13 protein-coding genes and 2 pseudogenes are annotated in these 14,025 nt (G+C 62.9%); 1 reads left to right on the forward strand and 14 read right to left on the reverse strand.

The features are described from left to right. Window positions 1-30: 30 nt before the first annotated feature. Genes NKH19_RS24530 through yajC form a run of 4 tightly spaced genes read right to left on the reverse strand, consistent with a single transcriptional unit; the run spans window position 31 to window position 4,235 of the window. Complete coding sequence (locus NKH19_RS24530; RefSeq protein ID WP_352871251.1) at window positions 31-873, reverse strand: phytoene/squalene synthase family protein; 843 nt, start codon at window positions 871-873, stop codon at window positions 31-33. Window position 874: 1 nt separating this feature from the next. Further along, complete coding sequence (locus NKH19_RS24535) at window positions 875-1,267, reverse strand: Mth938-like domain-containing protein (protein WP_352871253.1); 393 nt, start codon at window positions 1,265-1,267, stop codon at window positions 875-877. A 28-nt stretch (window positions 1,268-1,295) separates the two neighbouring features. Beyond that, a complete protein-coding gene (gene secDF, locus NKH19_RS24540; protein ID WP_352871255.1) occupies window positions 1,296-3,845 on the reverse strand; it encodes a protein translocase subunit SecDF in 2,550 nt (849 codons plus the stop codon). A 51-nt stretch (window positions 3,846-3,896) separates the two neighbouring features. Then, window positions 3,897-4,235, reverse strand: a complete 339-nt coding sequence (yajC, locus tag NKH19_RS24545) for a preprotein translocase subunit YajC (RefSeq protein WP_027024896.1) — start codon at window positions 4,233-4,235, stop codon at window positions 3,897-3,899. Between the two features lie 283 nt (window positions 4,236-4,518). Between yajC and NKH19_RS24550 the strand changes: the two genes are divergently transcribed. Then, window positions 4,519-5,394, forward strand: a complete 876-nt coding sequence (locus NKH19_RS24550) for an ATP-binding protein (protein ID WP_352871257.1) — start codon at window positions 4,519-4,521, stop codon at window positions 5,392-5,394. 118 nt (window positions 5,395-5,512) lie between these two features. Here the strand turns inward: NKH19_RS24550 and NKH19_RS24555 are convergent, their stop codons facing one another. From NKH19_RS24555 to NKH19_RS24600, 10 genes and pseudogenes are all read right to left on the reverse strand, one after another. Continuing rightward, entirely contained in the window at window positions 5,513-7,033 is a 1,521-nt protein-coding gene (locus NKH19_RS24555) for a peptidoglycan DD-metalloendopeptidase family protein (protein ID WP_352871259.1), read from the reverse strand. A gap of 239 nt (window positions 7,034-7,272) precedes the next feature. Next, window positions 7,273-7,926: a protein-L-isoaspartate(D-aspartate) O-methyltransferase gene (locus NKH19_RS24560; protein ID WP_352871261.1), complete on the reverse strand. Its 654-nt coding sequence runs from the start codon at window positions 7,924-7,926 to the stop codon at window positions 7,273-7,275. Continuing rightward, on the reverse strand, window positions 7,923-8,681 hold the full coding sequence (gene surE / locus NKH19_RS24565) for a 5'/3'-nucleotidase SurE (protein ID WP_352655206.1): 759 nt from the start codon (window positions 8,679-8,681) through the stop codon (window positions 7,923-7,925). Before surE ends, NKH19_RS24560 begins: the two co-directional genes overlap by 4 nt. Next, window positions 8,681-9,352, reverse strand: a pseudogene (gene serS / locus NKH19_RS24570) (serine--tRNA ligase); the annotation flags it as partial. The gene surE and the pseudogene serS, both read right to left, overlap by 1 nt. A 102-nt stretch (window positions 9,353-9,454) precedes the next feature. Further along, a pseudogene (locus NKH19_RS24575) lies at window positions 9,455-10,135 on the reverse strand (serine--tRNA ligase); the annotation flags it as partial. Between the two features lie 187 nt (window positions 10,136-10,322). Then, on the reverse strand, window positions 10,323-11,198 hold the full coding sequence (gene tatC / locus NKH19_RS24580; RefSeq protein ID WP_352871263.1) for a twin-arginine translocase subunit TatC: 876 nt from the start codon (window positions 11,196-11,198) through the stop codon (window positions 10,323-10,325). Beyond that, window positions 11,195-11,995 carry a Sec-independent protein translocase protein TatB gene (gene tatB, locus NKH19_RS24585; protein WP_352871265.1) on the reverse strand — a complete coding sequence of 267 codons (801 nt, stop codon included), beginning with the start codon at window positions 11,993-11,995 and terminating at the stop codon, window positions 11,195-11,197. The genes tatC and tatB overlap by 4 nt, the downstream gene beginning before the upstream one ends. 29 nt (window positions 11,996-12,024) lie before the next feature. Continuing rightward, window positions 12,025-12,246 carry a twin-arginine translocase TatA/TatE family subunit gene (locus NKH19_RS24590; protein WP_013531295.1) on the reverse strand — a complete coding sequence of 74 codons (222 nt, stop codon included), beginning with the start codon at window positions 12,244-12,246 and terminating at the stop codon, window positions 12,025-12,027. Between the two features lie 169 nt (window positions 12,247-12,415). After that, window positions 12,416-13,183 (reverse strand): SMC-Scp complex subunit ScpB, encoded by a 768-nt coding sequence (scpB, locus tag NKH19_RS24595; protein ID WP_352871266.1) that lies wholly within the window; start codon window positions 13,181-13,183, stop codon window positions 12,416-12,418. Then, window positions 13,180-13,980, reverse strand: coding sequence for a segregation and condensation protein A (locus tag NKH19_RS24600; RefSeq protein ID WP_352871320.1), 801 nt, complete (start codon window positions 13,978-13,980; stop codon window positions 13,180-13,182). The genes scpB and NKH19_RS24600 overlap by 4 nt, the downstream gene beginning before the upstream one ends. Window positions 13,981-14,025: the final 45 nt, after the last annotated feature.

The following is a 14,025-nucleotide window of genomic DNA, read 5'->3' on the forward strand; positions in this document are numbered from 1 at the left end:
CGCTCACCTCCGGCATGATTGACGTTTACGTCAAAGTGCTGGCCAGCCCTTGCTCGCGCGACGCAACAACAGCCAATGCCGGCGCAAGGCCGACAGCCGCGCCACGCCGTCGAGCGGCGAGCCGCGCTCCATTTTCGTGAGGTAGGCGCGCGACAGGGCCAGCGGCAGAAATGCCGGGCGCAGCGAGACCGGCAACGCCGCAGCGCCTTGCTCAAAGGCGGTGAGATGCTCCCGCGCCAGCGCCATCATCGCCGCCACCGCGCGTTTGGCGCCAGGACCACCGTCGGCAGTGACGAACTCTGCCGGCGACGATCCCGCCGCGGCAAGGATATCGGCCGGGATAAAACACTGCCCGCGTTTGCGGTGCAGCGGCAATAACAGCAACAGGCCGGTCATCGCCTGCGCGCAGCCCGCCCTGCCCGCCAGTTCGGCAAAGCGTGGCGCCTCGCCGGGGTCGAGCAGCATCGCCGCAAGCTGGATGAGCGCCGCGGCCGTCTCGCCGCAATAGCCCTCCAGATCGGTGCGCGACGGCATCGGGTCGTCGTAGAGGTCGAAGATGCGCGCATCGAGCATGTTCTCGAAGGCCGGCTTCGGCAGATTGAATGTCGCTATGGTGGCATTCAAGGCTTCGGCTATGGGGTGGCCGGCGCCCGCTTCCCCGCCGGCGGCAATGACATCGCGCCACCATTGCAGGCGCACCTCGCCCGGCAACGCTTCATGGATGCGATCGCGGATGCCTGCGATCTCGGCATTGAAGGCATAGAGCGAAAACAGCGCGTCGCGCTTGTCCGCCGGCGCGTAAAGGGCGGTCAGATAGCGGTCGTGATCGGCGGCGCGCACCGCGTCCATGACAATTTTGGCATTCTGGGACATCTCAGTCGACGGCGATGAGCGCGGCGGCCACGGCGCGCTCTTCCGCCAGAAGGACATTGTAGGTCCGTACCGCTGCACCGGTCGACATCGGGTCGGACGCAATGCCGGCCGCCTTCAGCGCGGCCCGCAGTGCGGCGGGCAATGGCCTGAGACCCCTGCCCATGCCGACCAGCAGGATCTCGATCCTGTCGGCTTGCGCCAGCAGCTTGTCGAAATCCGCTACCGTCAGCTCCAGAGGATCCGCCGGTTCCCAGCCATGGATGCCGGATGGCAGGCAGAGCAGCGAGCCGCGATGCGACATGTCGGCAAAGCGGAACCCGCCATTGCCGTAGGCTTCGATCGGCGCTCGACCGGGAAAATGCGCCTCGCGGATGACGATGCCTTTGCTGGTCACCGTTTTGTCACCCCTTCGGGGCGGCGCGTCAGGTCGCGACCGCCTTGCCGCCGCCGGCCGGCTTCTCCTCGTCGGCCGTAGCTTGCGGCCGCAGCTTGAACAGGATCAGCAGCGGTGCTGCGATGAAGATCGACGAATAGGTGCCGAAGACGACGCCGAACAGCATCGCCATGGTGAACGAGCGGATCACCTCGCCGCCGAAGAGCACCAGTGCCAGCAACGCCAGGATCGTCGTCACCGAGGTCAGCGTCGTTCTCGACAGCGTCTCGTTGATGGCGTTGTTCAAGAGTTGCGGCAGCGGCATCCGCTTGTATTTTCGCAGATCCTCTCGAACACGGTCATAGACCACGATCGTATCGTTCAGCGAATAGCCGATGATGGTCAGGATCGCCGCCAGCGATGACTGGTTGAATTCGAGCCCGGAGATGACGAAGAAGCCAAGTGTCATGACCACATCGTGCACCGTCGCCACGATGGCGCCGACCGCGAACTGCCATTCGAAGCGGAACCAGACATAGATCAGAATACCGAGCAGCGCGATCAGCATGGCGATCGTGCCTTGCTTGGCAAGCTCGCCCGAGACGGTCGGCCCCACCACTTCGACGCGGCGAAAGTCATAATTGTCCTGCAGTTCGCCGCGCACCTTGTCGATGACGGTCTGCTCGGCATTCTCGCCGCCATCCTGCGTCCCGACACGGATCAACACGTCATTCGGCGTACCGAACTGCTGGACTTGCACCTCACCGATGTTGAGTTCGGTCAGCCGCGCGCGGAGGTCTGCGAGGTCGGCATTGCCGCTCTTGGCCTGAACCTCGATCAGCGAACCGCCCTTGAAGTCGATGCCGTAGTTGATGCCGACGGTCATGAACATCACAACCGACAGGATCGACAGCGCGCTTGACAGTGTGAACGTCCAGCGACGGATGCCCATGAACGGAATTTTCGTGCCGGGCGGGACGAAGGTCACCGGCGCGCGCGGCAATTCCTTCGGGCGAGCACGGCGCAGCCAGATCGAGACCAGCAGACGGGTGAAGGTGAACGCGGTGAAGACGGTCGTCAGGATGCCGATCGCATACGTGATGGCAAAGCCCTTCACCGGTCCGGTACCGAGATAGAACAGCACCACGGTCGCTATCAGCGAGGTGATGTTGGAATCGACAATAGTCGCCAGCGCCTTGGTAAAACCGGTGTCGATCGCCTGGATCACCGAGCGGCCGGCACGCCGCTCCTCGCGGATACGCTCGTAGATCAGCACGTTGGAATCGACCGCCATGCCGATGGTCAGCACGATACCGGCGATACCTGGCAAGGTCAGCGTCGCGCCGAGCAGCGACAGCAGCCCGACGATCATCGCCACGTGCACCGCCAGCGCGATGTTGGCGAGGAAGCCGAGCAATCCATAGGCAACGAACATGAACACGACGACCAGGATCGAACCGATGATGCCGGCGACCTTGCCGGCATGAATCGAATCCTGACCGAGACCCGGGCCAACCGTACGCTCTTCGATCACCGTCAGCGTCGCGGGCAATGCGCCGGCGCGCAGCAGCACGGCGAGGTCGTTGGCGCTCTGGGCGGTGAAATTGCCGGAAATCTGGCCGGTGCCGCCCAAGATCGGCTCGCGGATTTGCGGCGCCGAAATCACCTGGTTGTCGAGGATGATGGCGAACAACTTGCCGACATTCTGTGAGGTCGCCTGACCGAAACGCGCGGCACCCTTCGAATCGAAGCGGAAGGAGACCACCGGCTCATTGTTCTGCGAATTGTATGTCGCCTGCGCATCGACGAGGTTTTCACCCGAAACGATGACGCGGTTCTCGATCAGATACGGGACCGGCGGATCGTCCTGCGAATAGAGGACCGAGGAGCCGGCAGGCGGACGGCCATTGAGCGCGTCCTGCACCGGCATCGACTGGTCGACCATCTGGAAGGTCAGCTTGGCGGTCTGGCCGAGTATCTCCTTCAGCCGCTGCGGGTCCTGGAGACCCGGCACCTGGACAAGGATACGGTCGTCGCCCTGCCGCTGCACGATGGGTTCGGTCGTGCCGAGTTCGTTGACGCGGCGCTCGACCACCTCGATCGACTGCGTCAGCGCCGTCGATGTGCGGTATTTGACCCCGGCGTCGGTGACGTTGAACTTGAGCAGGCCGGGCTCGGAATCGTCCAGCGTCATTTCCTGGATGGAGCCGCCGGTGAACAGGCCGGCAGCGACCGGATCGGTCAGCGTCTTCAGTGCTGTCTTGGCGGCATCGAGCTGAGCGGGATCGGTGATGCGGACCTGCAAGGTCCGCCCCGTGCCGGCAAGGCCGGTATAGCCGATCTTGGCGTCGCGCAGCAGCGTGCGGATTTCGTCGCGCGTCGTCTCCAGCCGGTCCTTGATCAGATCGTTCTGATTCATCTCCAGCAGGATGTGCGAGCCGCCCTGCAGGTCGAGGCCGAGCGTCATCTGCCGCTTCGGCACCCAGTCGGGAAGCTTGGCCAAGGTGCTTGCGGGAATGAGATTGGGCGCGGCGAGGATCACTGTGATGGCCACGGCCACCCAGATCAGGATCATCTTGAAGCGCGAAAAATACAGCATATGGCGTCGTCCGTCAGGGCATGCTGGCGGATCGTTCCGCCTAAAATTGGATTATTTCTTGGCGTTCTGGTTGGCCACCGGCTCGCCCTTGACGCGCACATCGGCGATAGTCGAACGCAGCGCGGTCACCTTGGTGCCGCCGCCGAGGTCGATCTCGAGCTCGTTATCGTCGATCACCTTGGTCACCTTGCCGACGAAACCACCGCCGGTGACGACCGTATCGCCCCGACGGACCGCCGCCAGCATCTCGCCGCGCTTCTTCAGCTGCGTGCGCTGCGGCCGGATGATCAGAAAATACATGATCACGAAAATCAGGACAAACGGCAAAATGCTGATGAACATGTCGGGAGAGGCGCCGATACCTTGGGCGTATGCCGGTGTCACGAACATCGAGGTACTCCTGAATTGGAAAACAGCCGCCAAACCGTAATTTGGCGGCCCCTTGAAATTTGGCCGGAATATAGTCGGTAAAGTTGTCAATGCAACTGCGCGGCCAGCCAAATCGGCTGCTTTTCCGGCCTGTTGAGCCGTGTTAGAGCATGATCGCGAAAAGCGCGAGCCGGTTTTGCGAAAAGATCCCGCTCGAACAAAAGGTTGCAACCGGTTTCGAACCCGACGCAATCGGGCAGGCTCACGCTCCCGCACGTCAAAAACGAGAAAACAAAAGACCGACATGACCGACAGCAGCATTGAAGCCTTGAACCAGAAACTCGACCGGCTGATCGAGGCGGTGAGCCGCCTCGCCGCACCGCCGGTGCCCCAAACCGACCTCGGCGAGGCCGATTGCTTCGTCTGGCAGGCCGATCCGGGCTATCTGGAGCCGGTGCGCAAGGTCAACCGCGTCGACATCGGCCTGATCCGTGGCGTCGACCGCGTCCGCGACATCCTCGTCGACAACACCGAACGCTTCGCCGCCGGCTATCCAGCCAACAACGTGTTGTTGTGGGGCGCGCGTGGCATGGGCAAATCGTCGCTGGTCAAGGCCGTGCATGCGGAGATCAACGCCAAGGCCAAGTCCGACCTGCCGTTGAAGCTGATCGAAATCCACCGTGAGGACATCGACACGCTGCCGAAGCTGATGGGCTTGCTGAAGGCGGCCCCCTTCCGCTTCATCCTGTTTTGCGACGACCTCTCCTTCGACCACGATGACACCTCTTACAAGTCGCTGAAGGCAGCGCTCGAAGGCGGCGTCGAGGGCCGCCCGGCCAATGTGATCTTCTACGCCACCTCGAACCGCCGGCACCTGTTGCCGCGTGACATGATCGACAATGAGCGCTCGACCGCCATCAACCCGTCCGAGGCGGTCGAGGAAAAGGTCTCGCTGTCCGACCGTTTCGGCCTGTGGCTCGGCTTCCACAAATGTTCGCAGGACGAGTATCTCGACATGATCGACGGCTATGTCCGCCATCATGGCTTGGACATGAATCCCGAGCAGTTGCGCGCCGAAGCGCTTGAGTGGGCAACGACACGCGGCAGCCGCTCGGGCCGAGTCGCCTGGCAGTTCACCCAGGACCTGGCCGGACGGCTCGGCAAGCCGCTCAAGGATTGATCTGCCCGCAACCAACTGAAAAAGCCCGCCCCTTGCGGAGCGGGCTGAGCCGGCGGGCGGACTGGAGGTCAGACGTCCCGCAAATTGCTTTTTTTCTTCTATTCGAGATAGTCCCCGACTATTCGAGATAGCCGGACGGATCGACCGGGGCCGAATTCTTGCGCACTTCGAAGTGCAGCTTCGGCGAGTCCGTCGTTCCGCTCATGCCCGACAGCGCGATTTCCTGGCCGCGCTTGACCTTCTGGCCGCGCTGCACCTCGATCGAGCTGGCGTGGCCGTAGACGGTGACCAGGCCATTCTCGTGGCGCACCAGCACCGTGTTGCCGAATTCCTTGAGGCCGTCGCCGGCATAGATGACGACGCCATTCTCGGCCGCCTTGACCGGCGTTCCTGTCGGCACGGCGATGTCGACGCCGTCCTTGCCCGACCCGAACCCGGAAATCACGCGGCCGCGCACCGGCCAGCGCATCTTGCCGATGCCGGTGGCGTCAGGCGCGACGGCGTCGTCGTCCTCGGCCTGCTGGATGACTTTCGAATCTTTCTTCGGCGGCGTGTAGGACGCCAGCGTGTCCGACGGCGTGGCCTTTGTGGCGGGCTGGGTGGTGGCCGTGGTCACCGGATCGATCTTGGCCGGCTTGGCGCTGGCGACGGTCGCGGTCCCACCGGCCGGCACCTTCAAGGTCTGGCCGATCTTGAGCAATCCATCCTGCATGCCGTTCGCCTGCTTGATCGCAACGACGCCGACGCCGGTCTTCCTGGCAATCGACGAAAGCGTATCGCCCGACTGGACCGTGTAGGTCCCAGCCGCGTTGGTCGCCTTGGCCGCGGCAATCTGCGGCTTGGGCTCCTTGGGCTGGTTTGCGGCGGCTGAGGTGTCGACCTGAGCGGCGGACTTGCCCTCCTTCAGCTTCGGTTGCTGCGGCAGCACCGCGACCTTTTCGGGTGCCGTGGCCGGCTGGTCGTGCTTGCCGTCTTTCGCCGGCTTGGCATCGGCGACTTTCGGCTCGCCCTTGCTCGAATAGGCATAGGCCGGGATGATCAGCTTCTGGCCGGTCTTCAGCCCCTTGGTCGCGCTCAGCCCGTTGACCTTCATGATCACGTCGGACGGCACCTTGTAACGTTGCGCCAGGCCGCCGATCGTTTCGCCGTCCCGAACGACAATCTCGGTTGCATGCGGCTTACCAGAGGGCGCCACGCGGGGTTCATCGGGCTGGGCAACCTTGAAGGGCGATGCGGCCGGAGCGACGGTGCCGGTCGTGGTCCTGTCGACATGCGGTGCCGGAGCCAAAGCGGTGCGCATCGGCTTCGCGGCGGGCGCCAGTGCGGGAGCCGGCTGCGCCTGGGCAACGGGCGGCGGCAATGGCCGCGTCGAAACCGGATCGAGGCTGGAGCGGCTGACCGACTGTGTGTGGCTGCCATCGATGGGAGCGGCCGCGACATCACCCGGATAGGGCTGCTGTACGGCATCCTGCTTGTTGATGATGGTGCGCTGATTGTTGGTCGAGGATGTAAAGACGTCGTCGACGCCATTGAATCGCGAAACCTGGGAACTGCACCCCGCCGCAGCACCGGCGACCATGAGGACAGCGCAACCTCGCAGCAGGTTGCGTCCGTTTGTCTTCAAAACACTGAGTTGCATCGCACTAACCCGCACATACCCGGTACAAACTAGGCATGATTAAAGCGCGTTAATGTTACTCGACGGTTAACCCCATGGAATTCGACGCAATTTTTCTTAAAATATTACAAGGCGCGGAGCGGTGTTGAGATTCAGGTCAGGCCGAGTCGAAAACGCTGGGTTCCGAGAACCGGAGCGGAGCGTAGTTTTGCGCAGGACGCTGCCGTTTGCAGACCGGCACCACCTGAATATCAGCGCCCCTAGATGACGGCCGCCACGCTGCGCAGGATAGGCTGCAAGCGGACAAGGCCGATGTCCTCACGCTCGAACCGGCTGCCGACCTTGGTCAGCTTGGCCAGCACCTGCTCGCCCTCTTCGGGTCCGATCGGGGCGATGACGATGCCGCCGCTCGACAATTGGTCGAGCAGGAAGCGCGGCAGGCTGTCGAAGGCCGCCCATGCGACGATGCGATCGAACGGCCCTTCATTCGGCAGCCCACCGGAACCATCGGCGTGGCGCACGATGACATTGCCGATACCGAGCGCCTCGAAGCGCTGCCTGGCCTGCTCGACGAGCGTCTTGTAGCGATCGGTGGTGACGACCCGCGCCGCCAGCCGCGACATCACCGCCGAGGTATAGCCGGAGCCGGTCCCGATCTCGAGCACGCGATTGCCCTGCTCGATGGCGAGTGCGGCGATCACCGCCGCCTGCATGTCGGCGCCTTCGATCGCCTCGCCGCATTCGATCGGCAGCATGCGGTCCGACCAGGCGATCTGATGGAATTGGGCCGCCAGGAAGCCGCGCCGCGGCGTCGCCTCGAAGGCCGCGATCAATGCCTTCGGCACCGTCCCCCGGCCGCGCAGGCGCAGCAGAAAGGCGGCAAAGCCTTCGCGGTCATCGATCCCCTGGTTCATGCAAGCGCCTTGCTCAGTTGGTCGCGGATTTCATGCGCGGTGAGGTCGAGCTGCAATGGCGTCACCGACACCAGCCTGTTGCGGAGAGCGTAAAGGTCGGTGCCTTGCTTGCCTTCGACCGGCTCGCGGCCGAAACGCAGCCAGTAATAAGGCAGGCCGCGCCCGTCGCGGCGCTCGTCGACCCACAGGCTGTGCACCAACTTGCCTTGCGATGTGACCACCGTCCCGGCGACCTCTTCGGGTAGGCAGTTCGGAAAATTGACGTTGAGCAAAACGCCGTCCGGCAGCGGCGTTGCGACCAGCTTCTTCAGCAATGCCGGCGCCAGCGCTTCGGTCGTCTCATAAGGGACGACGCGATCCTCGCCGACATAGCTGTAGCCCTGGCTGAGTGCGATCGAGCGGATGCCGAGCAGCGCGCCTTCCATGGCGCCGGCGACGGTGCCGGAATAGGTGACGTCGTCGGCGATGTTGGCGCCGGAATTGATGCCGGACAGGATCAGGTCGGGTGCGCCGGGCAGGATCTTCTTGACGCCCATGATGACGCAATCGGTCGGCGTGCCGCGCACGGCAAAGTGCTTCTCGCCGATCTTGCGCAGCCGCAGCGGTTCCGAGATCGACAGCGAATGCGCGTAGCCCGACTGGTCCTGCTCCGGCGCCACCACCCAGACATCGTCGGACAGCGTGCGCGCGACGCGTTCTAGCGACGCCAGGCCCTCGGCATGAATGCCGTCGTCATTGGTCAGGAGGATGCGCATTATTTCGATTCGATCTTTTCCAGACCGCCCATGTAACGTCGCAGCACTTCAGGAATGGTTACGCTGCCATCCTCGTTCTGGTAGTTTTCGATGACGGCTATGAGCGCGCGCCCAACCGCGGTGCCCGAACCGTTGAGCGTGTGGACGAAGCGGTTGCCCTTGCCGTCCTTGTCCTTGTAGCGGGCGTCCATGCGGCGCGCCTGGAAATCGCCGCACACCGAGCAGGACGAGATTTCGCGATAGGCGTTCTGGCCTGGCAGCCAGACCTCGATGTCGTAGGTCTTGCGCGCGCCAAAGCCCATGTCGCCGGTGCACAGCGTCATGGTGCGGAACGGCAGGCCGAGCCGCTTCAGCACTTCCTCGGCGCATTGCGTCATCCGCTCGTGCTCGGCGAGCGATGATTCCTGATCGGTGATCGACACCAGCTCGACCTTGTAGAACTGGTGCTGGCGCAGCATGCCGCGCGTGTCGCGCCCGGCCGAGCCCGCTTCCGAACGGAAGCACGGCGTCAGCGCGGTGTAGCGCAGCGGCAGTTTTTCATGCGCGGTGATCTCCTCGCGCACAAGATTGGTGAGCGGGACTTCGGCGGTGGGGATGAGGTAGAAATTCTCAGCAAACCTCCCACTTTCAAAGTCGTTCATCCATTTGCGTTGCCTTGCCATCCCTTCAGTTTTTATTCTGTCGAGGCTGGCTTTGCTGTTTCTGAAATCCTCAAACTGCTCGTTGCGAGCGTCCTCATACTCTTTCCAAAATCGAGGCAGATCATTGATCGAAGCACGAAACAAATCCTCTTTAAATTTTGGCAGCTGTCCGGTGCCAAACATCGCATGGTCGCGCACCATCAGCGGTGGCTGGATTTCCTCATAGCCATGCTCGGTCGTGTGCAGGTCGAGCATGAACTGGCCGAGCGCGCGTTCCATCCGCGCCAGACCCCTCTTCAGCACGGTGAAACGCGAGCCTGACAGCTTCGCCGCCCGCTCGAAATCCATCATGCCAAGCGCTTCGCCGATCTCGAAATGCTCCTTCACCCAATTCGGACGCGTCGGCACCTTGCCGACGATGTGCTTCACCACATTGTCGTGCTCGTCCTTGCCCACAGGCACGTCATCGAACGGCACATTGGGCAGCACCGCCAGCGCATCGGTCAGCGCCTTGTCGAGCTCGCGCTCGCGCGCCTCGCCGTTCTGGATGAAGATTTTGATCTCGCCGACCTCGGCTTTCAGCTTCTCGGCAAGTGCCGCGTCGCCCGAACGCATGGCGTTGCCGATCTCCTTCGAGGCGGCGTTGCGGCGCTCCTGCCTGGTCTGCAGCTCGGTGACGTGTTCGCGCCGCGCCTCGTCCGAGGCAATCAGCCCGTCGACCGTGGACTGCGCCTCACCCGCCGACCACGAGCGCTTGACCAGCGCCTCGACAAGGGCCTTCGGGTTGTCGCGAATCCATTTGATGTCAAGCATGGTTCATCCGTCCTCAGGGAGCATGTCGCCCAAAGTGCGCAGCGGTTTTGGGACAACGACACGCTCAAAACAAAACTGAAACGCATCGCTTGATAGCGATGCGTTTCAGCCAGAGGGCGTAAACCGCATCCTTGATCGATGCAAGATGAGGCTAGGCCGCGGCTGCCGTTTTCCACGCAGCCCGGTGTTACGAGGCGGCAGGCGCCGGAGGCTCGTCCGGTGCTTTGTCCGCCACGGTTTCCGCCGCGTCCCTCTTCTCGCGCGCCACGCGCTGCTTTTCCTGATCGCGCTCGATCAATCGAGCAGCCCAGATGGAGACCTCGTAGAGAAGGATGGTCGGAAGGGCGAGGCCGATCTGGCTCATCGGATCGGGTGGCGTCAGCACGGCAGCGACGACAAAGGCGATGACGATCGCCCATTTGCGCTTCTCGGCCAGCCCCTTGGATGACAGCATGCCGACGCGCGTCATCAGGCTGGTCACCACCGGCAGCTGGAACACCAGGCCGAAGGAGAAGATCAGCGTCATGATCAGGCTGAGATATTCCGACACTTTCGGCAGCAGCGAGATCTGCACCTGATCGTCGGTGCCGGCCTGTTGCATGGCGAGGAAGAACCACATCACCATCGGCGTGAAGAAGAAATAGACCAGCGACGCGCCCATCAGGAACAGGATGGGCGACGCGATCAGGAACGGCAGGAAGGCGTTGCGCTCGTTCTTGTAGAGGCCTGGCGCGATGAACTTGTAGATCTGCGTGGCGATCAGCGGAAAGGCGATCACCATGCCGCCGAACATGGCGAGCTTCACCTGGGTGAAGAAGAATTCCTGCGGAGCGGTGTAGATCAGCTCGACCTTGTGCGGATCGAGCCCGGCCCACTTCGTCGCCCATTTGAACGGGATCACCAGAAGGTTGAACAGCTTCTTGGCGAAGAAGAAACAAACGAGAAAGGCGACGAAGAAGCCGCCGATCGACCAGATCAGCCTCCGGCGCAACTCGATCAGATGCTCCATCAGCGGCGCCGACGATTTCTCGATCTCGTCCTTTTCCTTGTCCGAAACGCTCACTTGGCGGCTCCCGCCGTCTTCTTGGCCGCCGGCTTCTTCGCCGGAGCAGGCTTCGGATCGGCTTTCGCCACGGTCTTGGTCGCGATCGCCTTGGCCGCAACGGGCTTCGCGGCTTTGGGCGTTTCAGCCTGTGCCGCGGTCGCGGGCTTCGCCGGCACCTTGGGCAGAGGCGTTGCCTTGGCGATCTCCGCTTTCGCCGGCGCAGAAACCTTTGCACCATTTGCCGAAGCCTTCGCCTGCGCTTTTACCACCGGGATCGCCTTCGCCGGCGTAGCCTTGGCTTTCTTCGCCGCTGACGCCTTCGGCGCCACAATTGGTTCCGTCGGTACTGACGACGTCACCACCGATTCATCGGTCATTGCCGGGAAAATCGGCGCTGCCGGTACTGCTTCCGGCCCATTGACGCCAGGCATGGTCGTTGCACCGTTCTTCAACGGCTCGGCGGCCAGCGGGGTCGAAGCGGCAGGCATTGCCGGGTCCGCCGCCGGCTTCGGCTTCATCGCCGCGTCGACGCCGGAGCGAACGTCGGCCGCGGCCTGTTCGAACGGATTGAGCTGCTTCCTGATCTCGGCCATCGGGCTGAGGCCCCTGAGCTCGTCGACCGACTTCTTGACGTCGTCGAGCTCGGCTTCCTTCAGCGCTTCGTTGAACTGTTTCTGGAAATCGGACGCCATGGCGCGCAGCTTCGCCGTCGTGCGGCCGAAGGTGCGCAGCATATTGGGTAAATCCTTGGGTCCGACGACCACGATCATGACGATCGCGATGACCAGCATTTCGGTCCAGCCGACTTCAAACATGGCACTTTGTTCCGACTAGAACCCGTGGCTCAGCTCTTGCTGGCTTTTTCCTTCGCGGCCGCAACGGTCTCGTCGGCGCGATGTTCGACGGTGCGCTTGTCTTCGGCAACGTCGTCGTCGGCCATGCCCTTCTTGAAGCTCTTGATGCCCTTGGCCATGTCGCCCATCAGCTCGGGAATCTTGCCGCGGCCGAACACCAGCAGCACGATCACCAGCACGATCATCCAATGCCAAATCGAAAATGAACCCATAACAAATCTCTCTCGAATGTTTTCCCTGGCGATGATCTATGCGTTTTCGCGTTGGGATTCAAACACAACTGCGACAGAGTTTATGAAAGGGTGGCGGATGTCACGCATTTTCAACGCGATGGCCCGCTACGAATCCGCGCATCCTCGACAGATCGGCGGCCAATGCCAGTCAATCTTCCGTGACGCGCGGCGTCAGCAGGCCGAGTTCTTCAAGATCGATGTCGGTCAGCGCATCCTCGTCGTCGGTCAACGCATCAGGATCGGACGGAGGAACCGGAATGGCGAAATTCGACGGCATGCGGCCCGAAAGCAGTCCGGCCCCCTTGAGTTCCTCCATGCCGGGAAGATCGCGGATCTCCTCCAGCGCGAAATGGTCGAGGAAGGTGTCGGTGGTGCCGTAGGTGACAGGGCGCCCCGGCGTTTTGCGCCGGCCGCGCATGCGCACCCATTCCGTTTCCAGCAGCGTGTCGAGCGTGCCTTTCGAGGTTTCGACGCCTCGGATGTCCTCGATCTCGGCGCGCGTCACCGGCTGGTGATAGGCGATGATCGCCAGCACTTCGAGCGCCGCACGGGAAAGCTTCCTTTGCTGGACAGTATCCCGGCTCATCAGGAAAGCCAGATCGCCGGCCGTGCGGAATGCCCAGGCATCGCCGACACGCACCAGATTGACGCCGCGCCGCGCGTAGATCTGCTGCAGCTCGGTCATTGCCAGGGCGATGCTGATGCCGTCCGGCAGCCGCGCCGCAAGTTGCTTTTCGCTGACGGGCTCGGCACTGGCGAACACGATAGCCTCGGCCATGCGTACCGCTTCCGCCAGATGCAGCCGTTCGGCCGGATTCTGCATTTGTTGCTCGGCCGGATCCCGGGAAAGCGACTCCTCTTCGGGTTCATCGCCGACCTTGAAAGGGATAACCGAAGCGTTGGCGCGTTCGCTCATGATGCCACCTCGACTGCCTTGATTGCCTGTGCGCGGCCGCGCAGATAGATCGGCGCGAAGACTTCGTCCTGCCGCATGTCCATCGTGCCTTCGCGCACCAGTTCCAGCGTGGCCGCGAAAGAGCTGGCGATCGCCGTGCGCCGCTCCTCGGGGCTGGTCATGTACACGATCAGAAAGCTTTCCAGCGTTGCCCAGTCGTGGAGAGCCCCAACCAGACGGGTCAGGATATCGCGCGCGTCCTTGAGCGACCAGACACCGCGCCTGGCGATCGTCACATTGCTGATCGCCTGCTTCTGCCGTTGCTGGGCATAGGCAGTGAGCAGATCGTAGAGCGAGGCTGAATAGGCGTTGCGCTTTTCGACGATGACCATTTCCGGCATGCCGCGCGCGAACACGTCACGGCCGAGCCGATTGCGGTTGACCAGGCGCGCCGAAGCGTCGCGCATGGCCTCCAGCCGCTTCAGCCGGAACTGCAGCACCGCCGCCAGTTCCTCGCCGCTTTCGCCTTCGTCGCCCGGCTGCTTGGGGATCAGAAGCTTCGATTTGAGGAAGGCCAGCCACGCCGCCATCACCAGATAGTCGGCGGCAAGCTCGAGCCTGAGCGCCCTCGCCGTCTCGACAAAGGTCAGATATTGCTCGACCAGCGCCAGGATCGAAATGCGCGCCAGATCGACCTTCTGGGTGCGAGCCAGATGCAGCAGAAGATCGAGCGGGCCTTCGAAGCCGGCCACGTCGACCACCAGCGACGGGTCGCCGGTGACGCGTGAATCGTCATTCTCGGCCCACAGACGGTCCATCGGTGCGGCCTTCGCGGCCTTGCTTTCCAATGTTTCCGCCACTTC

The organism is Mesorhizobium sp. M1338 (assembly GCF_040318045.1).
Classification (GTDB): Bacteria; Pseudomonadota; Alphaproteobacteria; order Rhizobiales; family Rhizobiaceae; genus Mesorhizobium.